This window comes from Methyloversatilis sp. (assembly GCF_030696805.1).
GTDB lineage: Bacteria > Pseudomonadota > Gammaproteobacteria > Burkholderiales > Rhodocyclaceae > Methyloversatilis.
The window spans coordinates 1-25311 of the sequence record NZ_JAUYRO010000009.1 but is presented as its reverse complement, the minus strand read 5'-3'; the positions used below and the strand labels follow the sequence as shown (position 1 = coordinate 25311).

General features: G+C 64.9%; 14 protein-coding genes. 5 read left to right on the top strand and 9 right to left on the bottom strand.

Annotation, left to right across the window (positions count from 1 at the left end):
• Nucleotides 1-8 precede the first annotated feature (8 nt).
• From Q8R75_RS00915 to Q8R75_RS00895, 5 genes are all read right to left on the bottom strand, one after another.
• Nucleotides 9-221 carry a formate dehydrogenase gene (locus Q8R75_RS00915; RefSeq protein ID WP_305614357.1) on the bottom strand — a complete coding sequence of 71 codons (213 nt, stop codon included), beginning with the start codon at nt 219-221 and terminating at the stop codon, nt 9-11.
• Between the two features lie 62 nt (nt 222-283).
• Entirely contained in the window at nt 284-943 is a 660-nt protein-coding gene (locus tag Q8R75_RS00910; RefSeq protein WP_305614358.1) for a molecular chaperone TorD family protein, read from the bottom strand.
• Nucleotides 940-3045, bottom strand: a complete 2106-nt coding sequence (locus Q8R75_RS00905; protein WP_305625939.1) for a 4Fe-4S binding protein — start codon at nt 3043-3045, stop codon at nt 940-942. Before Q8R75_RS00905 ends, Q8R75_RS00910 begins: the two co-directional genes overlap by 4 nt.
• A gap of 65 nt (nt 3046-3110) precedes the next feature.
• Nucleotides 3111-3731 (bottom strand): DUF3306 domain-containing protein, encoded by a 621-nt coding sequence (locus Q8R75_RS00900; RefSeq protein WP_305625940.1) that lies wholly within the window; start codon nt 3729-3731, stop codon nt 3111-3113.
• A complete protein-coding gene (locus Q8R75_RS00895) occupies nt 3721-4230 on the bottom strand; it encodes a DUF3305 domain-containing protein (RefSeq protein WP_305625941.1) in 510 nt (169 codons plus the stop codon). Before Q8R75_RS00895 ends, Q8R75_RS00900 begins: the two co-directional genes overlap by 11 nt.
• 77 nt (nt 4231-4307) lie before the next feature.
• Between Q8R75_RS00895 and moaA the strand changes: the two genes are divergently transcribed.
• The 5 genes from moaA to Q8R75_RS00870 are packed head-to-tail and all read left to right on the top strand — an operon-like array spanning nt 4308 to nt 8970.
• Nucleotides 4308-5396, top strand: a complete 1089-nt coding sequence (gene moaA / locus Q8R75_RS00890; RefSeq protein ID WP_305625942.1) for a GTP 3',8-cyclase MoaA — start codon at nt 4308-4310, stop codon at nt 5394-5396.
• Complete coding sequence (locus Q8R75_RS00885; protein ID WP_305625943.1) at nt 5389-6225, top strand: formate dehydrogenase accessory sulfurtransferase FdhD; 837 nt, start codon at nt 5389-5391, stop codon at nt 6223-6225. Before moaA ends, Q8R75_RS00885 begins: the two co-directional genes overlap by 8 nt.
• A complete protein-coding gene (gene mobA, locus Q8R75_RS00880) occupies nt 6222-6815 on the top strand; it encodes a molybdenum cofactor guanylyltransferase MobA (RefSeq protein ID WP_305625944.1) in 594 nt (197 codons plus the stop codon). Before Q8R75_RS00885 ends, mobA begins: the two co-directional genes overlap by 4 nt.
• The gene (gene glp / locus Q8R75_RS00875) at nt 6812-8047 is read left to right on the top strand and encodes a gephyrin-like molybdotransferase Glp (RefSeq protein ID WP_305625945.1); all 1236 of its coding nucleotides are present in this window, start codon (nt 6812-6814) and stop codon (nt 8045-8047) included. The genes mobA and glp overlap by 4 nt, the downstream gene beginning before the upstream one ends.
• Before the next feature lie 2 nt (nt 8048-8049).
• Complete coding sequence (locus tag Q8R75_RS00870; protein WP_305625946.1) at nt 8050-8970, top strand: helix-turn-helix transcriptional regulator; 921 nt, start codon at nt 8050-8052, stop codon at nt 8968-8970.
• A gap of 266 nt (nt 8971-9236) precedes the next feature.
• Here Q8R75_RS00870 and Q8R75_RS00865 read toward each other — a convergent pair whose 3' ends face one another.
• The 4 genes from Q8R75_RS00865 to Q8R75_RS00850 form a co-directional block, all read right to left on the bottom strand.
• Entirely contained in the window at nt 9237-19733 is a 10497-nt protein-coding gene (locus Q8R75_RS00865) for a filamentous haemagglutinin family protein (RefSeq protein WP_305663486.1), read from the bottom strand.
• Nucleotides 19734-19772: 39 nt separating this feature from the next.
• A complete protein-coding gene (locus Q8R75_RS00860) occupies nt 19773-21359 on the bottom strand; it encodes a POTRA domain-containing protein (protein ID WP_305625960.1) in 1587 nt (528 codons plus the stop codon).
• A 240-nt stretch (nt 21360-21599) separates the two neighbouring features.
• Nucleotides 21600-23273 carry a hypothetical protein gene (locus tag Q8R75_RS00855; protein ID WP_305625959.1) on the bottom strand — a complete coding sequence of 558 codons (1674 nt, stop codon included), beginning with the start codon at nt 23271-23273 and terminating at the stop codon, nt 21600-21602.
• A 24-nt stretch (nt 23274-23297) separates the two neighbouring features.
• Nucleotides 23298-24173, bottom strand: a complete 876-nt coding sequence (locus Q8R75_RS00850) for a PEP-CTERM sorting domain-containing protein (RefSeq protein WP_305625958.1) — start codon at nt 24171-24173, stop codon at nt 23298-23300.
• Between the last annotated feature and the right edge of the window lie 1138 nt (nt 24174-25311).

Genomic DNA, 25311 nt, shown 5'->3' with positions numbered 1-25311 from the left:
TCCTCCGGTCAGACGCGTGCGGTACGGTAGTAATTTGCGATGTGCTCGGTCATTCGGTAGCCGCCCTTCCCGTTCTTTGCTGCGAGGTCGGTCGCCGGCTCGGCGTCCCCGCTCGAGCGCACCGCCATCACGGCGGCTGCGGCACCCACACCACCGATACCCGCGGTCAGCAGGAAATGCCTGCGCTTGAGGTTGGCCTTGAGGTTGTCCTTGTCAGTCATCGTGAAGTCCTCCTGTCGTGGTCACTGCGGGTTGTGCGGGGATGTGTTGTTCGGGCATGGCGTCAGGCCTCGATCTGCCGCGCTGCCGTCTCGATGTCGAGAAAGCAGCGCAGGTAGCTGCCGGCACGCCGGTAGAAATTTGCATCCGGCGCGGCGTCGAGCGCATCGATGAATGCGCCGTACCAGGGCTCGATGTGGGTCGCGAAAAAGCGGTCCTGCGCGGCGGCGCGATCCGCCTCGCTGCGCGTCGTATCAGTCAGCAGCAGGCGCATCACGTCGGCCAGTGCTGCGATGTGGTCTTCCGGGTCGGATTCCCCTGCAGCGCGCTGCAACCCGAGCAACGCAAGGTCATCGCGCAGTCTGGCCAGCGGCTTTTCATTGACGAAGCCGGCGAGATGGAAGGACGCGAACGGCACGACCTGCGGGCGGCCGACACCGCCGAACAGCGCGTCGAATTCCTCCTGTGCCGCAGCAGCGTCCATCGCCGACGACGCGGCACACAGCCCGTTCCATGCCCGCGCCATCAACATGGCTTCGGCCGAGGGCGCCCCATCGTCGGCCGGCCAGTCGCCCAGCGCGGCCAGCGTGTCCAGCAGCGCGCCATCGGGCGCCGCATGAAACAGTCGCGAAATGAGCGCGTAGTGATTGGCGCGCGCCATGTCTTCGTCGCTGACCGGGTCGCGCACGAAAGCCACCGGGCGAAGTCGGGTTTCGGTGGTCATAGATCGAATACCGAGGTTTCGCGGCCGGGGCTGTGCATCAAATCGATGACGCGGCAGTCGGCGCACATCTGCAGCCGGCGCAGCGCATCACCATCTGCAAACATCGAGTGCGCGGCCAGCTTGCCGGTCATCGCATCGATCATCTGCTTCGTACCGAAAGGCGCGCTGCAGCGAATGCAGTGGAAAGGTTCGGCTTCGTTCAGCACGCGTTCGCGCCGTACCGCGTCACCGGTCAGCAGACGCGCTTCGAGCGACAGCGCGTTTTCCGGGCAGGTATTCACGCACAGGCCGCACTGCACGCAGTTGCGTTCGAGAAAACGCAGTGCCGGCCGTTCGCCGCCATCCATCAGCGCCGATGCCGGACACGCGCCGACACAGCTCATGCACAGCGTGCAGGCCGTCAGGTCGATATTCACCGTACCGAACGGAGCGCCAGCCGGCAGTGCGATGGCTTCTGCCTTTACAGGCGCGTGACGCACCAGGTGGTCGAGACAGAATTCGAGCGCGCCGCGTTTTTCGGCCGGTAGCGCAAAAGACGCCGGCGGACAGGACATGCCGGCTTGCGCAAGCGCACCCAGCGCATGCGCAAGCGTCGCCGCGTTATCTGCCGTGACGGCGACCACTGCCGCCGCGGGGTAGCCAAGCGCCGCAAGCACGCTGCGACCGATGGCGATCTGCGCCGCGGTTGCCGCGGCGTAGGCATCCGGCTGGTCGCCTTGAGACAGAATGACGCATTGTGCAGCGCCGTAGGACAGGGCCGCGAACATCAGTTCGAGACCGACCGAGGCAACGTCATGCACGGCCACCGGCAGCACGTCAGCCGGCAGGCCGCGATGGCGTCCGGTCAGCGCGATCAGCTCTTCGCCCCGCGTTTCGCTGTGGAAAAGGATGCGCGGCGGGATGCGCGGTGCGTGACCACTTGCAGAGCGCCAGGCCTTCAGCGCCGCCTTGACGCGCAGTGCAACATCGCTCGCGGACGGGTAGGCGTAGCGCATCGCACCCGTGGGACAAACTGTCGCACACGCACCGCAACCCATGCACAGATGCGGCTCGACGAACACGCCATCACCCTCAGCGCGGATGGCCGATGTCGAACAGACGTCAATGCACTGGTTACACCCCTGCTTGCTGTTGCGGCTGTGCGCGCAGATCGACGACTTGTAGGTGAAGAACTTCGGCTTCTCGAATTCTCCGACCAGGACGGCGATCTGCTGCAGCGCGAGCGACTGGTCGAGCGGATCGCGCCCGGGTGACAGATAGCCTTGCGGCGGGTGCGGAATGCGGATCAACGCCGGCTCGCACAGGTCGAGCACGAGGTCGTAGGTTTCGCTGCGCAGCGCACCGATGGCGGCGAAATCGATGGCACCGATGTCGCGGCAGGCCGTCGCGCAGGCGCGGTGACCGGAGCAGCGCGCGGCATCCACCTGATAGTCGTAGCCGATGGCGCCTTCCGGACAGGCGTCGATGCAGGCATTGCAGCGCACACAGGCGTCGAGGTCGATTGCGTTGGCGCGTTGCCAGCTCACTTCGAAGGCACCGAGCCAGCCGGCGACCGACACGTTGCGGCCGCTGGCCACCGGGTAGTCGCGGCGCACCGGTAGCTCGCTGCGGTCGTTGGCGGTAATCAGCACATTGATCGCGAGACGCTCGCCATATTGTTGCTGCGCGCGCTGCGCCCAGCCCAGCGCGGCGCCGGCCGGACCGATGATCAGCAACTGGCCAGCGGATTCATAGCTCACCGCCGGCACCGGTGCCGGTTCGGCCAGCCGCGCGATCGCGAGCTGCGCCGCCAGCGCGGGCTGCACGTCAGCGCCGCGCGTGCTGCGTCCGGCGATGTCGCGCAGATCGATGAAGGTGACACCGGATGAGCTGCCCGCTTCGTCAGCCAGCTCGCGCAGCAGAGCCGATTCCTGCGTGCAGCCGACGATGGCTTCCGGCGTGTTGCCAAGCAGCTGCGCAAAGGTATGCGCGTCGCGCCGGCACAACTGCTGCCCGACCTCGAGCGGCGCCTCAAGAGCAAGCGCGTCGGTCAGACGTGTGATGTCGAATGGCACCGTGCCGTTGCAACTGCACAGGTGGATCGCCTTGTCGGCGTTATTCATTGTTTGTCGCTCCTCCAGCAAAGCTTTTGCAGGCTTTGTGCCAAAGAAACGACGAAAGAAATGACCTATTCCGACCGGGAACGACTTTCCGACAGATCAGCCCGCGTCGGATCATCCGACGAGCCGGACAACGCGTCAGCGTGTGGCAAGGGCAGAGACTCGGCCTCGGCCTCGGGCTCGGGCTCTGGCTCTGGCTCGTCAGGCGTCTCAGGAAGCGTGTTCGTCGCGGACGGCACGTCAGGCAACAGTTCCGGTGCCAGCACTTCGGCCGTCGGTTCGGGATCGACCACCGGGCCGAACCAGTCGGCCGGCAGCGTCGGCGACAGCGTTTCGCGCGCATGCATAAGCTGGGCGACCATCGACGCCGGCAGCGGCTCGAACACGCTGAAGTCTTCGATGTACACGTCCAGCCCGTCCATGGTGTTGAAGGGGCCGGTGTGGAACAGCTTCTTCAGCGCCGCGCGCTTCACACCCTCGTCCACCTTGTCGCCGAGAAAGCCGCGGAAGTCGGAGTCGAAGTCAAGCGATTCGACTGGCGGCAACGGCGCTTCGGACTCGGTCTGCGGCGCTGCGACGTCGGCCGCCGCAACGACGACGGGCGCGGCGTCCGCCGGCGCAGATTCGGTCGCGGCCTGCTTCAACCGCGACCAGCGGCCGAGAAAGCCGCGTACCGGATCATCGGCCATGACCGCCGCCCCCGTAGTGGGTGTTGCCGTCGCCGGTGCGTGCAAAGCGTTTCTGCCTGCGCGGCTCGGGCGCCTTCTGGAAACGGCGTGCAAAGGCTTCGATCCAGTCACGAATTTCGGGCGGCATCGGCAATCCGTCCACCTTTTCGCCGGAATCCATCCAGCGCGCCGCCTCGCCGTAACTGGCACTGAGTTGCATCGGCCGCACCGGCGGCTCGACGTCTTCGTCCTGCCGCCACATGACGAAGATACGCGGCGCCGCGGCGGTGACGTTGAGCAGGTAGTTGTCGGCTTCGTCGGTGTAGAGCGTGAAGTCGAGCGGCGGGAACATCCACTGCGTCGCCGCGCCGGAATCGGCAAAAACCACAGGTTCTGCAGGGTTTTGCGGGCCTTCGGGCTGCAGTGCGCAGGCCTCCCACGCATGGTCGGCCCACTTGTTGTGCAGTACCCTGCGCTCCATAATCACTGCCAGCCTGAGGGTGACCGGTCCGTGTTCCATCCTCTCTCCATGCACAATCTTTTTCCTGCCTTCCTGTCGAACGGGTTCGCGACCCCGAACTTCACGCCGCGCTGCCCATGAGCGAAAAGATCATACATCTGCTGGACACCCGCACTGCCGCGCGTACCGCGGCGGTCGTACCCGACCTCGCCATACCGGCCACCGGCCGGCTGGACGACACGCGCGGGCGCGCGGTGCGCGACCTGCGGATATCGGTCACCGACCGCTGCAATTTCCGCTGTGTCTACTGCATGCCGAAAAGCGTGTTTGACAAGGATTACCCGTATCTGGCCCGCGCCGAGCTGCTCAGTTTCGAAGAGATCGAACGCATCGCCACGCTGTTCGTTGCGCACGGCGTGAACAAGCTGCGCATCACCGGTGGCGAGCCGCTGCTGCGCAAGAACATCGAACAGCTGATCGAGCGGCTGGCGCGGCTGCCGGTCGAAATCACGCTCACCACCAACGGCACCCTGCTGCCACAGAAGGCGCGCGCGCTGCGCGATGCCGGACTCACGCGCGTGACGGTCAGCCTCGATGCGATGGACGACGACACCTTCCGCCGGATGAACGACGTCGACTTTCCGGTCAGCCAGGTGCTCGAAGGGATCGACGCCGCGCATGCCGCGGGGCTCATGCCGATCAAGGTGAACATGGTGGTCAAGCGCGACACCAATGACCATGCCATCGTGCCGATGGCGCGTCATTTCAAGGGCAGCGGTCACATCGTGCGCTTCATCGAATTCATGGATGTCGGCTCCAGCAATGGCTGGAAGATGGACGAAGTGCTGCCGAGTGCCGACGTCATCGCACGCATCCATGCCGACATGCCGCTGGAGCCGATCGGTGCGAACTACCCGGGAGAGGTCGCCCAGCGCTGGCGCCATGTCGATGGCAGCGGCGAGATCGGTGTCATTTCGTCGGTCACGCAGGCCTTCTGTTCAAGCTGTACGCGGGTGCGCCTGTCGACCGAAGGGAAGATCTATACCTGCCTGTTCGCCACCGAAGGCCACGACCTGCGCGCACTGCTGCGCGCGGGTCGCAGTGACGCAGACATCACGTCGGCCATCGGCGCGATCTGGCAGGCGCGCGGCGACCGCTACTCCGAAATCCGCACCGCCGACACGGCCGCCCGGCGCAAGATCGAAATGTCCTACATCGGTGGCTGACTTGGCCCGCCTCCCCAGACCCCTGCTCACCGACGCGGCCCGCCCGGCCACGATTGAAATATCCGCCATCAACGAGCGCGGCGAAACGGTACCGACCGCGATCGCGGGCGAGCACCCGCTGACGCTGTATCTGGACAAACGCGAACTGGTGACGCTGATGACGCTCGGTGGCGCGCCCGAGGCGCTGGTCATCGGCTGGCTGCGCAACCAGCGCATGCTGGCGTCCATCGACGACATCGTGTCGGTGCAGGTGGACTGGGAGGTCAATGCCGCCGCCATCACCACGCACCACGGTGTCGCCGACCTCGATGCACGCATGGCCACGCGCACCGTCACCACCGGCTGTGGCCAGGGCACGGTGTTCGGCGACCTGATGGAAGACATCGAACGCATCCGTCTGCCGGCCGATGCACGTCTGACCGAAAGCGCGCTGTACGCGATGCTCGACGTGGTGCGCACGCACGAAACCATCTACAAGCAGGCCGGCGCAGTGCACGGCTGTGCGCTGTTCCGCGGTGCCGAACTACTGTACTTCGTCGAGGACGTCGGCCGCCACAACGCGGTCGATGCCATCGCCGGCCACATGTGGCTGGATGGCGTCGACGGCGGCGACAAGATTTTCTACACCACCGGCCGGCTCACGTCGGAAATGGTGATCAAGGCAGCGCAGATGGGTATCCCCTTCCTGGTATCTCGCTCCGGGCTCACGCAGATGGGTTATGACATCGCGCGCCAGGTCGGCATCACGATGATCGGCCGCTCGCAGGGCAAGCACTACCTGCTGCTGACCGGCATGGAGCGCTTCGTGCGCGACGGGGTGGCGGCATGAAGGAGGCGATCACCGGGCTGGTGCTGGCCGGCGGACTCGGCCGTCGCATGGGCGGCATCGACAAGGGGCTGCAGGATTTCCGCGGCCGGCCGATGGTGAGCCACGTGATCGAACGGCTCGCGCCCCAGGTCGATGCACTGATCGTCAATGCCAACCAGAACAGCGAACGCTACGCCGCCTTCGGCTACCCGGTCATACCGGACGCCATCGCCGGTTACGCCGGCCCGCTGGCTGGCATGCATGCGGGCCTGAACGCCTGCCGCACGCCGCTGCTCGTGACCAGCCCGTGCGATTCGCCCTTCCTGCCGGCCGATCTGGTGGCACGCCTGGGTGAGGCACTGGAACGCGAAGGCGCAGACCTCGCGGTGGCGCGCACCGGCGAGCAGTCGCACCCGGTGTTCAGCCTGGTGCACCGTCACGTACTGCCCGGCCTGACCGATTTTCTCGACGGCGGCGGGCGCAAGGTCGACCTCTGGTACTCGGCATTGAAAGTGGTCGAAGTCAGCTTCGACGACCAGCCCGACGCCTTCGTCAACATCAACACGCTGAACGAACTGGCCGCGCTCACCGCGCGCCCCGACACACCATGACAGATCGCTTCACACCGGTCGCGGACGCCCGCGCCCACATCCTTGCCGCCTGCTCGACGGTCGCCGGCACGCAGCGCGTGCCACTGCGCGACGCGCTCGGCCGTGTGCTGGCCGCCGACGTCATTTCACCGGTCAGCGTGCCGCCGCACGACAACTCGGCGATGGACGGCTACGCGGTACGGCACGCCGACCTGTCGGCCGATGCCGACACGCGGCTCACCATCGTCGGCCAGGCGTTCGCCGGACATGGCTGGTCGGGCGAAGTCGCCGCCGGGCAGACGGTGCGCATCATGACCGGCGCGGTCATGCCTGCCGGTGCCGACACCATCGTCATCCAGGAAACCGCGCGGCTCGACGGCGATGCGGTCATCGTGCCACCGGGCCAGAAAGCCGGCCAGCACCGCCGCCGCGCCGGCGAAGACCTGCGCGCGGGTGAGCCCGCGCTGCGCGCCGGCCGCCTGCTGCGCCCGGCCGACGTCGGTCTGGCGGCATCGCTCGGCATACCCGAACTGACCGTGCACAGGCGCGTGCGCGTCGGCGTGCTGTCCACCGGCGACGAAGTGATGTCGATCGGGGAGGCGCCGCGCGAAGGCGGCATCTACGACAGCAACCGCTACACGCTGACCGGCATGCTGACGCGGCTGGGCTGCGAAGTGATCGATCTGGGGGTTGCGCGCGACACGCGCGAGGCGCTGTCCGCCGCGCTCGAATCGGCCGTTGGCGAAGTCGACGCGATCATCACCAGTGGCGGCGTGTCGGTCGGCGAGGCGGATTTCGTGCGCGAAATCCTCGCCAGCCTGGGTGAAGTCACGTTTTGGAAGATCGCCATGAAGCCGGGTCGGCCGATGGCTTTCGGCACGCTGGGCAAAGGCGCCCGCAGCACATTGCTGTTCGGCCTGCCGGGCAATCCGGTGGCCACCATGGTCACCTTCCACTTCTTCGCGCGCGACGCGCTGCTCAAGCTGATGGGCGTATCGCCCGCCAGCGCGCCCATCCATTTCGCCGCACTGAGCGACACGGCGATGAAGAAGCAGCCGGGTCGCACCGAATACCAGCGCGGCATCCTCGAACTGCGCGATGGCCGCTGGCATGTCGCGGTCACCGGCGCGCAGGGCTCGGGCATCCTGCGTTCGATGTGCGACGCCAACTGCATCATCGTGCTCGGTGACGACTGCGGCAACGTGGCGGTCGGCGATGCGGTGAGTGTCATTCCGTTCGAAGGCCTGATCTGACGGTGCCGGCCGCCGACGATCAGCCGGGCGAGGCCTCGCCCTATCTCACGGCGCGCGAAGCGGCCGCCTATCTGCACCTGAATGAGAAGACGCTGTACGCGATGATCCAGGAGGGCGGCATTCCGGCCACCAAGGTGACCGGAAAGTGGCTGTTCCCGCGTGCGCTGCTCGACGACTGGCTGCTCGAATCGACACACGGCGGCGTGCTGGCCGACCGCCTGCTGATCGCCGGCAGCGACGACCCCTGGCTGGCGCACAGCATCGCGCGGCTGGCCCAGCGCGCCGACGACGGCACGCTGATCGCCTACGGCCCGTGCGGCACGCGCAAGGGGCTGGCGCTGCTCGCCCAGCGGCGCGCCAATGCCTGCCCGATCCACTGGGGCGACGCCCAGCACGCGACGCGCCGGCATGCGCTGCTGCTGCGCGAATACACCGGCAGTTCCGGCTGGGTCATGGTGCAGCTCGCGCTGCGCGAACAGGGTGTGATGCTGTCGCGCGAGACCGCTCCGGTCGCCACGCTCGCCGACCTGCTGGCCCGCCAGCCGAAAATAATCCAGCGCGGCAGCGGCGCCGGATCGCAGCACTTCTTCGTGCAGGCCTGTACCGTCGCCGGCCTTGAGCTGCCTGCGCTGACGCAGTCCGCCGCCACCGAACGCGAAGCCGCTTTCATGGTAGCCAGCGGTACCGGCGACTGCGCACCCGGCACGCGTGCCGCCGCCGGTGAATTCGGCCTGCCCTTCCTGTCGCTCGGCACCGAGGCGCTCGACCTCGTCATGCCGCGCACGCTGTACTTCCGGGCCTTGCTGCAGCAGTTGCTGGCCGAACTTGCCGGCGCGGAAAGCACCGATCTCGCGGCCCGGTTGGGCGGTTACGACCTGGCGCCGCTCGGAAAACTCCGCGCGGCGGCTACCGAGGCGGGGTGACGCGCTGCTGTTGGGCATCGCTGCGCTCACCCCAACCTACGAGTGAAGCCACGTGATCAACCCACCCCAACCCACGAGTGGCGCCACGTGATCAGCCTGTCCCCAACCCACGAGGGACGCCACGTGATCAGCCCGTCCCCAACCCACGAGTTAAGCCGCGTGATCAGCCCGTAGGTTGGGGTGAGCGCAGCGATGCCCAACACCGACCCCTGCGCAGCGGCGCCTTCCCGCCTGCCGCCCTCGCAGTAAGTAGCGCCACCGTTCGCTCAGTTGGCGCGCGTCGCGCGTTCCTTGCAGTCTTCGTCCTTGCTGTCGTCATCGCAACCGGAGGCCGTCGGCTCTTCGCCCAGACCGACGAGTTCGACAGTCAGGATGGAACTCGACGAGCGGTCCGCACTACCTGCACCATCGGCGGCGGTGACGCCCCGATCGCTGACATTGCGCGATTCGTTTCCGGTGTTCGTGCTCGGCGCTGCAAATGTCGGTGCCGAGCTTGAAACGGTGGAAGAACCGGATACGCTGCCGCCAGCACTGATGTTGTTCAGTCCGATCACAACCTGTGCGGCGATTTCCACGTTGCCGGACGCGCGAACGCCCGCATCACCTGCATTGACTGCGCCGTTCGGCGCGGTCAGTCGAACTGTTGCATCACGAGTGTCCGGCGAACCTTTCAGCGTCGCGATACCCGATCCGGATACCGAGTTCGAGATATCGAGCACGATCGTGTCACCACGCACCTTTACCTGTGGCGGTGGTGTCGCAACTGCCGTTTTTGCTCCCTTGCCTGCATCCACGTCGCCGAACAGCGAAGTGATCTGGATGTCATCCCCACCCAACGTAAATACACGCGAAGGCCCGACCTGGAAGTCGTTCGAAATGAAAGCGTTGATCTCGCCCCGGCCGATGGCGAATATGCCCTGCTGCGATACCCTCGTCGGATCTGTGCTGCCGCCCGGCACCCCGACATTGACCCCGCCGCCGGGCGCGAGGATGTTGATGTCCCCACCCTGTTCGGTTCGAAGCTGACTGGCGAACAGGTTGACCGAGCCCTCCGACGACGTCGGAAAGAGTGCCTCATTCAGTGCATACAGCGGCGCGAATCCTTCCTTCCCTGCGCCCAGCCGGTCACCAAGTCGGCCGCCGAAGCGGATGCCTGCGTTCAGGGCCGACAGCGCAGCCGGCCGGGCATCCGCGTAGATAGCGGTGCGTTCGGTTTCCGTCTGCACGGCAATCAAGGCGAGTGCCGCATCGTCAGAAAGGTCGGGCCGGTTGTAGCGCTGACGGACGACTTCAGCCAGTCGCTGGTCAAGAACAGCGAGTCGCGCATCGATGTCTGCGCGCTCGCGTGTCCGGAGTGCAGCGAGTTCGGGGTTTGCGTCGAGCGCCTCCTCGATACTGGAATAGCCACCACCCTTGCCATTCAATGCCGCTAAAAGCGTGCTGTCGAAGATGGCCGCGCCGTCCCGAAGCAGCACCATGGCGGCCTCGAGGTCCGCAAAGGTACTGCCGACCTGGATGTCGATTGCCGCGCCGCGCTCCGGAAGATACGGATTTCCGGCGTTGCCCTGCGTCACGACGCCGAACGAATTGCCGAGTTCAAGATCGCCTCCGGCAATGATCTGCACGCGGCCTTCGCCACCGATGATCACGCCCTGCGTGGCTTCGCCGGCGACAGTGCGCAAGCTGATATCGCCGCCCGCAGTGATCTGGCTGACGTCGCCCGGCCGGCTGTGCTGGACACGCAGCGCGATGTTGTCGATGTTCCGACCAGCACTGATGCTGACCGCCTTGGGCAGGATCAGTGCGTTCGATACCGTTGCCGTCGCGCTGTCGGACGTGACGCCCGGTACCCCGGGGCCGTAGATGCTGCCACGGGCCGACGAGACCACGACAGGAACCGACGAGCGCGCGGCGAGCAGCACGGGGTCGTGTGCGTCGGCGCCCTGTTTGGCGATGTCGGTCAGGTTCTGCCATACGCCAGCGGTTGCAGTACTGAGACTGGCCAGCGGTCGTGCGGCTGTCGGTAGCAAGTCTGGCGAGATGTCCGACATGTACAGCGTAAGGAACAGTTTCAGGTCATCGCGCGCCGCCAATTGAAGATCCGCACCCGCCGACGGCAGCAGTACCAGCCTGTCGCCATCCGGTCGCGTGGTGCCACCCACGGCGAGCTCCCCTCCAAATGCGAGCAGGCGCAACGTTGGCGGCAGCACGCGCTCTTCGGTTCCGAGCGACACGAAGCCGTACAGGTTGCCACCGCCAGCAGCGTCCGACTGCGTCGTTGCGCGCAGGGTCACACCACCGCCGAGCGACATGGCTTCGAACGCACTGTTCCGAGCGTAGGTCGAGAAGCGGTTCGCGCGGTCACCCGCAAAGCCGCTTGCGGGCTGGTCCATCAAGGTCGGATTGCCGATGCCCTGCACGCTGATGCTGCCGAGCGCCGCAAGATTCGCGTTACCTTCACCGAGCGCAATGAACGGCGACACCGACGCACCGTCGGCACGCAATGCGGCACCGATTCCTCCCTGAACCGCTACGTCAAGATCGCCCCGGCCCGTGTAAAGCACGCCGCCCAGAAGATCACCCGCCACGCGGAGGTCGATGTTGCCCCCGCCCTGAACTTTCAGGTTAGCCGGATCCGCCACACTGCCGGCGGCACCGAACAGGCGTCCGTTAGTCGCAGCCACGAGACCCAGGTTAGTCACGTTGCCGCCCGCCTCGACATCAAGGTCGCCACCGCCCAGCGTACCGATACCCTGCTGGAACTGGTCGTAGCGCACCCACCAGGTCGGGTTCCGGCGCGCACCGGACGCAGTGGTCGAACTGCCGAATATCACGCCGTTATCGGCGCGCCCCGACCGGAAAAGCCACTGATTGACGAGCTGACTGGTGCCTGTCGCCTGGATGTCCCCGCTGGCGGCGATCCGGATGTCGCCGCCACCGTAGCCGTACTCAGCCTGCCGGCTGCTGCCCGACACGTTGATGTTCGAAGAGAACTGGAACTCTGCGCCGGGCGTATCGGCGCGACCGGCGGTATAGATCACCGCACGATCGGCCAGTCGCACGTCACCCGCCGTCGCGATGTCGATGCTGCCGGTACCGGTTCGCACGAAACGCGCTGCTGACAGGATCAAGTTCCCGCTGCTTTCGGGCGTCGTCGCGGCAATCGACAGCGGATCAGCGGCCGCGGCATCCGCGCCGGCCACCAGACGGTAGTTCCAGCTTTCGCCATTGGCCAGCAAACCGGCGGTCGTTGCGGTGCTGAAGCCGTCGCTGAGACTGGCGTTCAGCCGGATGTCACCGGCAGCGCGCAGCGTCAACGTACCGAGAACGCCGGCTTGTGACGCGGTGCGTAGATTCAGATCCTGACTCAGCACGATATCGCCCGGCGCCAGCACCTCGACACCGGCCAGAACGGAAGCCGTGAACGACTGGTTGTCGAGCCCAAGAGCTGCAAGCTGCGCCGCTGCACTTGAAGTGAAGGTCCGTGAAGACAGGAATACGGGAGAGCTGGTCGCCGCGATCGTGGCCAGGTTGATATCGGAAATGTTGTAGCGACGCACGCCTTCAATGGTGACCGCGGCCGCCTTGACGCCCTCTGCCTTGTCGTTCGCATGCGTCAGCACTGCACCGTCGAATGCCGCGATCCGTGTTGCGGTGTCGTCGATAGTACGTGGCGCACGAAGCAGCAACGAGCCGTCCGAGGCGTAGCGCGAGGCCGCCCTGAGGTCGAACTGCGCGCCCTCGGCAACTTCGATGCGTGCCGTCGATGTCGCTCCCGAATTTTCCGATACGCCGATTTCAATACGACCGGCGTCAGCCCCGACGCGGACCGATGCATCATCGATCTGTGCGCCGTTTGCGCCCAGCGCGACGCGCTCCGCACTGACATCGAGTACCGCGCCGCGACCGATATACACGGCGCCGCTGCCGGCGCGAGAACCGGTGTCCGCAAACAGGCGGATGCTGCCACCGCTCGGGCCGGAAGCATCAAGCACCACGCCCACGGTATCGGCAGCAGTCTGGTCCGCCAACCGGATCGAACCGTCGTTGGTCAGCAGTTCGATATGGCGGGCGCTCACGCGGGTGCCCGATGCAAGGTTGAAGTCTCCGCTCGCCACGGCCAGGCTCAGCGACTCGGCGAATTCACCGGTCGCTGCAAGCCAGCCCGCCAGACTGGCTGACCTGTCACCGAATTCCGATGCACGGATATCGATGCGACCCTGCTTCGCGGGCGCCATTGATGTTTGAGTGGCGGCGCTGCCCCTCAACGTACCCGCCACCGAAACCTCACCGGCATCGGCGATCAGGCGCACCCGCCCTGCGTCACCACCGCCTACGGCAGATACGTCCACCACCGAACCTGCTTCCATTATCACGTCGCCGCGCTTCGATGCCAGCACCACTTCGCCTGCCGACACTGCGTAGGTAGCACCGCCCAGGGCACGCACCGATCCGGCTGTCGACACGCGCGCCGCATCGGTGAGCGTCACGCCGTCGCTGGCGCCGTCACCGGTCGCACGGATATCGAGGCGTCCCGAAGGAGCAAGCACCTCGGTCGCCACTGTCACGCGATCGCCGCTAAGCGCCAGTTTGCCGGCGAGTGGCGCTTCGGCTGGCGCAGCGCCCGCTCGGTTGCCGGCCAGCAAATGCAGGTCGCCGCTTGCGCTGACCGCCTGATTCGAACCCTGGTCGGCGACGATGCGCGGTGCGGCAACCGTCAGGTCTGCGACGTACTCATGCCGCCCGACTCCGCTGGCCACGACATCGCCGCCCGCTTCGACGCGTACTTGGGCAAAGCCGGAGGTCAGGAAGGTGTTCGAGCCGGTATCGCCCAGATTCAGCGTACCGACCTTCAGTTCAAGCGCGGATCCAGCCGCCGCCGCGCCGGGTGTCGACGCTGACGTGCCGGTGCTGTTGCGAAGCGTCAGCGACTGCGCGGCCAGGCTCGCCGACGCAGGCGCGCCGGTCGCGCCGGACAGGCCGCGCAGACCCTGGGCGTCGATGACCAGCGCCGTTACGCCCTGCCAGTCCGGCGATACGTCGCCGTACAGATCGACGGTCGAGTAGCTCTTCAGCTCCAGTTGCGCAGGCGATCCCAACTGGGCAAGACGCTCAGCATTGAGCACGATGCCGGTCGCCAGATCATCGGGCGTTTCGCCCAGGCTGATCAGCGTTGCCCCCACGGTCAGCGCCGTGCGGCCGGACGTATCGTCCAGCATGACTTCACCGTTCAGCCGCGTATTGAGCGTGCCATCGAGAATCACGCTTCGACCGGACGCCTCGACACCACTCTCGATCGTCAATGTGCCGCGGGCGCCCAGCGGTTGGTCGCGTCGCAGCTGTGCCTGTTCCCCGCCGGACAAACGGAGCAGCGCCCCGTCAGCTGCTGCGCCGGCGCCAGAGATGCGCAGCGTCGGCGCCGACCCGGCTGCGCTTGATGCACCGGCCGACAATCGACTGCCTGAAGCGACCGTCAGCGTGTCTGCGGCGACCGCCAGTAACTCGGGCGCTTCGAGCTGCTGCCCACCGGTGCTGATCAGGACGCTCTGCGCGCCGGTGGTGATCAACGTCGCGTCGGTGCTTTCAGCGCGCAAGCCGCCTAGCAGAAGGCTTTCTACACCGAGACGATTCAGAGCAGCCACATCGATTCGAACGGCCGTCGCGTCGCGCTGGGCTTCACCTTGGCCCAGCACCTCCAGACGTGTCGCGGAAATATCGACCTGTGCGCCTCGACCATCCGCCATGTGTGACGCGGTGATCAGGCCCTCGAGAGCGATCGAGCGCGTCGCCGCCAGCGACACGCGCCCGGCGTCGCCGCTGCCCTGCCCGCCAGCATCGGCGAAAAACTCCGACGCTCGGGTTTCGAGGTATTCGGAACGCGCGCGCACCTGAGCACCATCGAGTATCTGGACGGCGAAGCTGCGGGACGACGCGGTCGAAACCAGCTGATCCGCACCGCCGAGCGAATCGTTCAGCAGGCGGGCACCCACGCTGACAACTCCATCGGGCGCGCCAGTCGCCCGATCCGTCGGAGCATCCAGCGAAGCACGGTCAAGCTTGACCAAAAAGCCACCTGCGAGCAAAGCGAAACGCGCCGGCAGAAGTCGATAGGTGCCGGCGGGCAGTCCGCCCGCCGCCACATCGAGGCGGATCGACTGGCCAGCCAGGGGTTGCGCACTGCCCAGGGCAGTCTGCGCGTCTTCGGGCGACACCGGCACATCCAGCCCCGGTACCACCGCATAGGTATCCGGCGAACTGGACGCGAGCAGAATGTCCTTCGAGCCGCCCGGTCCCACGATGAATTCACTTGACTGCAGGTCACCTCCGGCCGATAGGTCGATCTGTGCACCCGCCTGAACGTCGAGCGATGCACCTGACAGATTGACCGCCCGTTGTGGCAACTGGTCGATGGTGAAGGTACGACCTCCGATGTCGTACTGATAGACCTGCCCGGCTTGCGAAGTGCTGCCGTACAGCACGGTCCTTCCCTGGGCCGAAACAGACGTCACACTGCCATCAGTCAGCGTGACGCTACCGTCTACGGCCGACCGCGTACCGCGGAACCCGTCGTGATCGACGCGGGCGCTGGTAAGAGAAATTGAACCGAAAGGACTGCGCAAAGTGCCGGCTTGAACGATGCGCGGCGCAACGAGATCAAGTTTGGCCGCGGCGGCCAGCACTGCACCGGCCGGACCGTCGTTCTGCTCGATGCGCAGCGTTCCGGTGCTGGTATTGCGCAGCTCGACCGCGAATTCGCTCTGCGTGGTCGCATAGATCTGCTGCGCCCTGAGTGTCATGTCATTCGCACTCACCAGACTGCCGGCAAGCCGGTTGTCGGTCACCTGGGAACTGAGGTCCACGTCCTGCACGACGCCGCTAAAGCGAATATCGCGGTCACCGTCGAGCGTCACCAGTGCGAAATCGCGGAAGGTCACGTCGCCCTTCACGTCAATGAAGTGCGCCTTGCCGCTGAAGCGGGACTGCGCGGACGTCGGAGCCACGATGCCCGCGAAACCATCCTGCAGATTACTCAGCCGCAGCAGATAGCTGGATAGCCGCACATCGCCAGCATCAGCGGCAAGAGAGGCCGCATCGAGCGACAACACGCCGGACAGGGCCAGATTGACGGCACCATCGAAAACGAGGCTGCCTTCGGTGCCGAGCTTCACTTCGGAGAATCCGCCAGACATCAACCGGTCGGCCGACAGCCTTCCGGTGGCCAGATAGCGGTCGCTGCTGAGCGCGCTACCTGCCGCAATTGCCGGATCGGAACTTGCCGCGTTTTGGCTCAACTCCAGCGAGCGCGCTGCGTTGATCACGTCACCCGCGCCTTCCCACTGGCCGCTGACCCGGGACAGGTCCGCAGCGAAGCTGCCGCCTTGTGCCTGCGTTCCGCCGGCACGAGCGCTCACGGTGGCGTCGAACAAAATGCCTTCTCGTGCCCGCACGTTAATGTCGCCGCCGTCGCTATCTACGGTCACCGGTGTCCGACGTCCGTCGGCGAGTGACGAGAGCTGCAGCCCGGCTTCGCTGGCGCCGTCAGCGATCAGTCGCGCACCTTGCTGCGCCACGACGTAGCCTCGGTCCGACACGATGGAAATCGTCCCGCCCGACAGCACCTCACCTGTACGGAACAGGGGGTCCGGTGCGCGGCGGAACGCCCCTGACACATCCAGTCGCGCATCGGCGCCGATGTAGATCTTGCGCGTCGCGTCATAGGCCTGTCCGGATATGCTCGAAACTTGCTCCAGTTCGATGCGCCCGCCGCGGGCCAGCAGCGCGCCCTCCACACTCAACAAGCGCTCGCCCGCCAGCGTTAGGCTGCCGCGCTGCCCGACGTCGATCAGCGCGTCACGCTCGACCAAAAGATCGCCTGCAAAGCGATTCGATGCCCGCAGTTCGAGTTGAAACGGTGTCGCGACCTCGGGTGCAGGCACGGCAAGCGCCGCACTGTCCCTCAAATCATTTCGGGTTGTAAGGCTGCGTGCATTCAGCCCAAGGTCGATGACCGCAACTTGCGGCGTGATCGAGCTGCCCCGCTCGACGACAACACCGTCCACACCGGTCAGATCAAAGGACGAAAAGCCACCTTGCGACAGAAAACTGTCGTCGAGAGCCAGGCGTCCATTGCTGCTGGTCGACGCTTGCACCAGACCGGAGCCGATGCGCAGCGACGAGGTTGACAGCGACAACGTGCCGCCTTCGCCCTGCCCGCCCGACCGCAGGCCTGCGGCATCGCTCACGCCATACCCGCGCAGCTGCCCGCCGAGCACGAGGCGCGAGCTCTGCGTATTCAGTTCGACCAGACCGAGACGTCCGGTCGACAGCGCAATGCTTCCGGCGTCGCCGAATGCGGTGCGGCCCGATGTCGACACGCTGCCACCGGCCGAGACATCAATCACCGAAGCGCTGCCGAGAAGCAGATCCGATACGGAACGCAACACGATGTCACCACCGTTCGACGCGATCGCAGAAGCGTTGCCCACCAGGGGCGGGCTGCGCAGGTCATTCACCCAGTTGCCGGCGGTTGATATCGTGACGCCGTTGGCCACCCGAATATCGTGTCGTGCAGGGTCGAGCGCGAAGGCATCGTTGGGCACCTGTGCGGTGGTCAGCGCGATGCTGCCGCCGGCCGTTCGGACGTCAGTCAGCACATCGATCTCACGGGCGACCACTTCAAAGCTTCCGCCCGGCTGCAAGGTGACCGTATTACCCTGAACGGTCACCTGACCGCCGCTGTAAAGCTGGAGTCGCGAAAATCCGCGTACGCCGAACAGGTCGCTCGACAGCCATAACGACTGCGGTGTCGCAGAGGATTCCGACCAGCTGCGGTCCGGCCGCACATGGGAAAGCAGCACGTCCGGCGTCAGGAATGACAGTTCAGAATTGGCGCCGATCACCAGTCGGCCGCCTAGCGGTCGATCAACAACGTCGCGCTGGCGCGTGCCCTGCACGACCTGCCCGTCGATCCGCCCATCCAGCGCAAGTCCGTGCGCCTGCACCGTCAGCGTTCCGGCGTCCTTGCCTTCGACATAGGCGGCCTCGGCCTGCGTCCGGTTCTGACTGGCAATGTAGCGCTGGTCAGCCGCCGCCGTGGAGGCGCGAATCCAGTTGCCCTGCGCGGTCTGCAAAAGTGTGTACTGGGTGACGCCGCCGGAATTCAGCACGCTGCCACCGGATACATCGAGACGCGACTCGGCATTCGCAATCAGGTCGCCTTCCGAGCGCAACGAAATGTTCCCGCTCGTCGTGCTCTTCTCCTGCACCGTACGCTGGATGGACGGCACGTAAGCCGAGACGTCCGCAAAAGGCTGACGACCGTCACCCGGCTCGATTCCGTCGCGCAGATCCACCCAGATGCGCGTGCCGTACAGCGGCTGGTTCGGCAGTCCGTCCTCGCCCAGGCTGCGCTGCAACGGCGCATCCTTGAACTCGTCGCCGCGCAGCTCGACCTGGACGATATGGCGTTGGGTCGCTGCTTCGACATTGCGCAACCCGGATACGTCAATCACCGAGCCCTTGCCCAGGTAGATGCGGCTCGTCGCATCGGCGATCGACCGAATGCTGTAATCCACACCGGACTGCGCACTCAGGCTGATGTCACCACCATGCGCAAGCACATGTGCGCCAGCTTCTCCCGCCTGCGCGTCTTCGAGTATGACTCTGCGCCCCTCGACGGTGATGAAGGACTTCTGGAAGGTCACATCGTCACGCACCGTCGCGCCACCGGCTTCCACATCCACCGCGGTCACGCTGGCACCACCGAGACGCACGTCACCCCGTCCCTCGGTACGACTGTTCGCATCGATGATGATCGAGCCGTTCAGCGTCACAGTGCTGCTGGTTCGTACCGAGCCCTGCTGCGAAACATTCAGGCCGGCGAGCGTGATATTGCCTCGCTGTGCCAGGAGCTGTCCCGCCTGCTCATTCGTGATCTGGCCGCCGCCGTCGACTTCGACGACGATACCGCGTAGGCGGGCGTCGGTCGTATCGGTCAGATAGACAGACTTGCCGGCGGCAAACAGCACCTGTCCTTGCGGCGCAACCACAGTACCCGCATTGCGGATATCCGGTGCAGCGAACAGCACCCGCCCATTCGCCCCCACCATGATGCGGGCGCCTTCGCCGATATCGATTGCTCCGGTCGGTACCAGCTGGCCGGTGACAGGATCGGTGATGACATGCTCGGAGAACGCCGCCTGGCCCTGCTGCAGCGTCGAAGACAACGCTCGGTCGATGAGCGTTTCGTTCATCTTCAGTGTCGATGCCACCAACCCGCCCACATCAACCATGGCTCCGGGACCGAACAGGATGCCCGCCTGATTGAACAGGAACACCTGGCCATTGGCGTTCAGGTTGCCGAAGATTTCGCTGCGTGGTCCGTTAGAATCAACCAGGTTAACGACCCGGGAAGTCACATCCGGCTGCACGAAATTCACCGTGTGGCCCGACGCAATGTCGAAATTGGCCCAGTTCAGCACGGTCGCCGCGCCCGACGTCTGCTGCACTGTGAGGGTGCGCCCATCGGCCGACAGCACAGGCATGTTGGCCGCACCTCGACCGACAAATGCATTCACGTCCGACACTTGTGGCAGCGGCGCCGCCGCCATTGCCAACGGTCCGAAAGCACCAGCGAGCAGTGCAACCATGCGCCGCAAGGCACGACCACCCGCTGCCCGATTGCTGCGGCGCGCATGCTCACTGGCCGGTACCTGCATGCCAAGTGAAGTATTGAAGACCAGCCGGAAAATGTCGCGATTCATGAATACACCCCTTGCATGCGACGCTGTGCGCCGCCGGAATCAGAATTCGTATTTCGCGCGTACCGACAGACGGCGGTCGCCGTCTCGCGTACGGCCCGGGCCGGCGGCCCCGTCCTGGAAAGCCTGTGAAACATCGACGTCAAGCTTCCACTCCTTGCCAAGCGAAGTCCGCAGACCGAGCCCGGCCGACGACAGTCGCATGACATCGGGAATGCCGAATATCGTGCTGCGGTTGCGCAGCCACACGCTGTCGTAGAACACCAGACCGGACAGCTGAAGCGGGTAATCGGCCAGCGGCGCGGCGGACGGCGTGCGAAGTTCTGCGCGCAAGCGCTCGCCCTCGTCTGCGGTGCGCTCCGCCTCGAGGTAGCCGCGTACCGAATCGAAGCCCCCGGCGACCAGCTGCTCCGTATTGATCAGCGGATTCGAGCTGCGTTGCATATCTGCACGACCATAGAGCGACCAGCCGCCCGGCAGCTTCTGCAGCCGCTCCAGTCCCGCCCGCGCCACCAGGAAATCAGGGCGCGCATCGGTGCGACGGCACGCAAACTGTTCGAGACGGACACCATTGCAATCTACGGTGCGCTGATTCATCGACCGCGTACTCAGCGTCGTGCCGAAGCTGAAGCGCCATTGCCCGCCCTCATCGAGCGACACCAGGCTGTATTGGCCGGTCAAAGTGAAATAGCGCACCGGCTGATTGAGCTGGATCAGGTTGGAAAAAAGCCCGGTGTTCTGTTCACTGTCCTTCCAGTCGGCGCCCACACTCAGGTTGTGAAACCAGCTGGTTGCGCCGCGCGTCGGCAGAGGCATCACCAGACGCACGCCCGCTGTGTCGCCCTTGGCCACCGCCGAGGTGTCGAAAGCGGTGAGCACGTCGCTGTTTGAGCGGGCAAAGAACGCTGCCAGCGTCAGTCCGCGTGCGTTCAGAGGTGCCGAATACGACAGGCCGAACACTTCGACGTCGTCGCGATTGCTCGGCGAGACGAAGTAGCTCAGGCCGATGGAATGGCGACGCTGGAAAAGGTTGTCATAGCGCAGGCTGGCCTCCAGTCGTCCGGTCTCGGTATCTGCCGTGCGCTTGTTGTTCAGCTCAATGCTGCCGTGCAATGGGCGCCGGTCATCGAGCTTGAGCTCGACTTCAACTGAACCGGGCGCGGCGCCTGCGCGCAGCAATGGCGTGATCGTGACGTCCGCCGATCGACTTGCGGCAGCCAGTTGTTCCTGCACTTCATCGAACTGCGGCACCCGGCCTTCAGCCATTTCGGGCAGTTGTGCCTTCAGTTGGCTTGGCAGGGTGTACTCGGCACCGCTCACCTTCAACCTGCCTATGGATTGCTCGACGACTTCGAGCCGCACCACGCCTTCCGCAACATCCTGCGCCGGAAGACTGACCAGTACCGTCAGATAGCCAGCCTGTTGATAGGCTTTCTCAAGCGCATCGCGCGCGGCTTCGATATCGGCTGCCGATCGCGCAGGCCCGAGATAGGGCAACACGGCTGCTTCGATATCCTGCACTGGCAGCACCGTATTGCCTTCGACTGCGAACTCCATCACGTCGAAGCGCGCCGCCCGGGCGTCCTGGGCAAGCAGCGTACCGGGCACACACACGGTCAACGCAATCATGGCCAGACACCACCGCTTGACGTGACGGCACGCGATACCGATCGACCACGACCTGGCGAAAAAGGGGGACATATTCCGAATGATTCTGTGCATCGTATTGCCGTGACACGCCCGGCGCATCAGGGCGCAAGGCGAAAAGTGACGACGACCTTGCCGGTCGCCACATCGAATTGAAAAAGGGCCTGCCGAAGCAGGCCCTTTCCCTGTTGCATCACGCGTACTCTGCGCGTACCACCATGCTTACGGCGCGCCGTTACCGAAGAACTGCGGCGCACGGCAGGTGTTGCCGGCGCGGCTGTACTTGGTCACGAAGAAGTTGCCGATGAATTCACCACCCGGCGATGTCAGTTCAGGGAACAGACCTTCCGTCGGCAGCGAGCCGTAAGCATTGCCAGCCGAATTGATGCGGGTGGCGAGCTGGTACGGCGCTGTGTCCGACGTCGAATCCCAGTTGCCGGTGTAACGCGGGCTGCCGGCGAATTCGATGAAGGTACGGATAAATGCCAGCTTGTCGCCGGACGGCGACGCAATGCTGTCGCCTTGCTCGTTGACCACCCCGGTCGTGCGGTACTGCATCGTGACTTCGGAAACAAAGTCATAGCGACCGGCGATCAAGTTGGCCTTGCTCGGTGCAGTGCCGGTACCCGGGCCTGCGTGGAGGGTCTGGGTGTGCGCATTGAACACGCCAGCGCCGTCGATGTGGCGGAAGCTGAAGCGACCGGTGCCGGCGCCAGCCGCGTTCGGGAACACGGCCGCATTCGGGTAGCTGTCGAGCGACAGCGTGCCGATCGCCTTGCTGCCGGCAGGCAGGCTCCACTGATAGAACACTTCCTTGCCCAGCGCCGGATCATAGATGCGGACTTTGTGGTTGCCGCCGTTCTCGGCGATCGTCAGGCAGTTGCGCACGTCGCCCGAAGTCGGGTTTTCAACCACGGTGAAGCCGGCCGAACCGTCGATCAGGTACGGGTTGTTCACACTGCCGGCCGGGTTTTCAGCGGTCGGCGGGATAAGCGTTGCAGAGTAATCCCCCACAAAACCTGCACTCGAATTGAATCGAGCCGGCTCTGTCGAGCCGCCTGCAGCAAAGCTGCACGGGAAGTTGTTGAAATACCAGTTGTACGACGTCTGCGTACCCGACCCTTCAACGCGGCGGCACACGACTACTGGACCTTCGATCGACGAATCGACGCGGCTCCAGTCGTCGATGGCGCCCGAAAGCATGGCGCCGTAGGCCGCGCGGGAAATGACCGTCGTGGCGGGCACCGAATTCGTGGCAACCAGACCCATCATCAGCGCATTCACCGCGACACCCGGGATGCGGCCCGCTTCGTTCGGCGCCAGTTCCGGTTGATCGTTCTCGGTGTTCAGCGGCTCCTTGAACAGCGCGGGCTCAACGTCGGACACGCCGAAGTCAGGAACCCAGCCAGTGTTAAGCGACGTACCTGCATTCTCGGCGCCCGGGTCAAGGCCGAAAGCCGAGCACAGGAAGGGCGAAGTCTGCGTACCCGAGCCTTGAGGACAATTGTTCACGTTGATCGTGAACACGCGTTGTGCGCGAGCCACAGGATTCACACCCCAGACCGAACCACCACGCGAGCGCTTCACGAACAACACGCGCTGACCAGCCAGAGGCAAACCGGCACGAACGGTGCCTGCGAAGGCGCGGAAGTCGCGGTCCGAACCATTGCGGTTCTCGTAGAAGGTGACGTCACCCGTGAAGATCGACGTGGCGATGTCCTGCAGGAAGTTGTCCGGTGCCGTGGCGCCCGACAGGTAGATGACTTCATAGGGAACCGTCGGGTTGCTACCACTGGACGGCAGCCGCGGATTCGTCGCGAGGTCGATCGTCAGGGCGCTGGCGCTGAAGGCCGAAAAGGCCAGTGCGCAGCCGGCAACGAGGGATTTCAGTTTCATGGAATTCTCCGAAATAGGGTGGGATCAGACGTTGCGGCGGCGGGCGGCGAAGCCGATCAGGCCGAGGCCGGCAAGCAGCAACGCATAGGTTTCAGGTTCCGGCACGGCCGAAATCTGCAGGCGGTATTGGCCATCGTCGCCGAGGAAGACGCTCGACGTAACTTGCTGACCTTCCTGAACCAGCGCACCGAAACGACCCGATGTGCCAGATGAGCCGGTACCGGCGGTTGCGCCCCAGAACACATACATGTCGAGAGCGTCTCCAAGCTTCCCGCTATTGGAACTCGAGGCTCCATTGAGGTTTGACCCGAGGTTGCCTGAGTATCCGACCCCGTCGGCTACAGCAGACAAGCCATAGCCGTCAAAAGCGGTGTTCTGGTCACCTTCAGCCGTATGCGTACCAGCCGGGTTGGCCGTACGGTTGTTTGCCGGAACGAAACCATCAAGCGACAGGCCCGCATTGCCGAGACGGCCAGTATTCATCTGCGTCGGCGTGACGCCGTCAGACACAGTGGTGAGAAGACGGCGCTGGCCATTGTTGTCCCATGCCAGCACGTTCCACACCGAACTGCTTGCCGAAGCAAGGTTCAGGTAGGTCGCGAAACCAGGCAGCACCGCTTCAAACAGCACTCCACCGGTCGTGCCAAGAACATCCACCGCGCGGCTGGTTGTGGCCGCGGTCGGGCCGGTACCGATGACGCTGTTCAGGCGCACATCATTGCCGAGGAAAGAAGCAAAACCGGCTTGCTCCAGATCGTAGGTGTAACCCACGCCGGCTACGTCGTCCCACACATTGAGAATGAACTCGGAGTTGCCGCCGGCACCGCCCTGGATCGTGGCGTGCGCACCTGCGGTGGCAACCAGCGTCAAAGCAGCGACGAGCGCTTTCATCTTGAACATATAAATCTCCTTGAGAAAATCGTGGGTGGTATCCGACTCACGCCGGATCGCCCTGCTCCACGAGGAAGCGAATCGAGAATGACGGGCTCGCGTTACACCCGACCGAAGTGGGTAGTGCCAATGAATGAGCCGTTCGGACTATCTGCTGTAAAGAATTCCGTCCGTTGACCTGGTCGCGACGTTAGCGAGTGAAGATGACGAAACCGTTTCAGTCGAGCGTCCATTTCGTAGTCCGAACGGCTCATCGCAAATGGTCCTGTTTCCGAAAATCGTTTCTGAGAAAGGGTTTCGAGAATGATCCGTAGAAGCCGAAAATCGCCTGAAACCGTCGGTTTATTACAAGTTGCGTGGCTGCCCGAGCATTTGCGGGTAGTGCTTTCGGTGTAAAGCAGGCCGGCAGAATGCGGCGGTGCATCAGAAAAAATGTGTAACGTCGCGTCACCGCAGGCCGGCATTTCTCGCAGGGGCGAAGCGGGAGCTTCCGCGAGCAGTGCTCGCCGCTTGCAGACCCGGCCGGCCGTGGACCGGCTCCACGAAAACCGCAGTGCTGCCCGCCCTTCGTAGGAGCGGCCGCGATACGCACTTTGCTCATGCACCATCCTGTGTTCGAAGAGGGGATCGCCTGCGGGGCAGGCTCCTACGAGAACCGCGATGGTGTTCGCTTTTCGTAGAAGCGGACCCTGTCCGCGATACGGACTTCGATCACGCGGTGCCGCATCTCGGAGACCGGAATCGCCTGCGGGGCAGGCTCCTACGAAAACCGCGATGGTGTTCGCTTTTCGTAGGAGCGGACCCTGTCCGCGATACGGACGTCGATCACGCGGTGCCGCATCTCGGAGACCGGGATCGCCTGCGGGGGCGGCGCGGGGGTTTCGGCGAGCACCGCTCGCCGCCCGCAGAGCCGGTCGGCCATGCAGGGCCGACCGTGGGACGGCTCCTACGAAAACCGTGACGGTGTTCGCTTTTCGTAGGAACGGACCCTGTCCGCGATACGGACGTTGATCACGCGGTGCCGCATCTCGGCGACCGGGATCGCCTGCGGGGGCGGCGCGGGGGTTTCGGCGAGCACCGCTCGCCGCCCGCAGAGCCGGTCGGCCATGCAGGGCCGACCGTGGGACGGCTCCTACGAAAGCCGCGG

Coding starts and splice junctions, on each gene's coding strand:
- Q8R75_RS00915 (WP_305614357.1), bottom strand. CDS start 221: ATGACTGACAAGGACAACCTCAAGGCCAACCTCAAGCGCAGGCATTTC.
- Q8R75_RS00910 (WP_305614358.1), bottom strand. CDS start 943: ATGACCACCGAAACCCGACTTCGCCCGGTGGCTTTCGTGCGCGACCCG.
- Q8R75_RS00905 (WP_305625939.1), bottom strand. CDS start 3,045: ATGAATAACGCCGACAAGGCGATCCACCTGTGCAGTTGCAACGGCACG.
- Q8R75_RS00900 (WP_305625940.1), bottom strand. CDS start 3,731: ATGGCCGATGATCCGGTACGCGGCTTTCTCGGCCGCTGGTCGCGGTTG.
- Q8R75_RS00895 (WP_305625941.1), bottom strand. CDS start 4,230: ATGGAACACGGACCGGTCACCCTCAGGCTGGCAGTGATTATGGAGCGC.
- moaA (WP_305625942.1), top strand. CDS start 4,308: ATGAGCGAAAAGATCATACATCTGCTGGACACCCGCACTGCCGCGCGT.
- mobA (WP_305625944.1), top strand. CDS start 6,222: ATGAAGGAGGCGATCACCGGGCTGGTGCTGGCCGGCGGACTCGGCCGT.
- glp (WP_305625945.1), top strand. CDS start 6,812: ATGACAGATCGCTTCACACCGGTCGCGGACGCCCGCGCCCACATCCTT.
- Q8R75_RS00865 (WP_305663486.1), bottom strand. CDS start 19,733: ATGAATCGCGACATTTTCCGGCTGGTCTTCAATACTTCACTTGGCATG.
- Q8R75_RS00860 (WP_305625960.1), bottom strand. CDS start 21,359: ATGATTGCGTTGACCGTGTGTGTGCCCGGTACGCTGCTTGCCCAGGAC.
- Q8R75_RS00855 (WP_305625959.1), bottom strand. CDS start 23,273: ATGAAACTGAAATCCCTCGTTGCCGGCTGCGCACTGGCCTTTTCGGCC.
- Q8R75_RS00850 (WP_305625958.1), bottom strand. CDS start 24,173: ATGTTCAAGATGAAAGCGCTCGTCGCTGCTTTGACGCTGGTTGCCACC.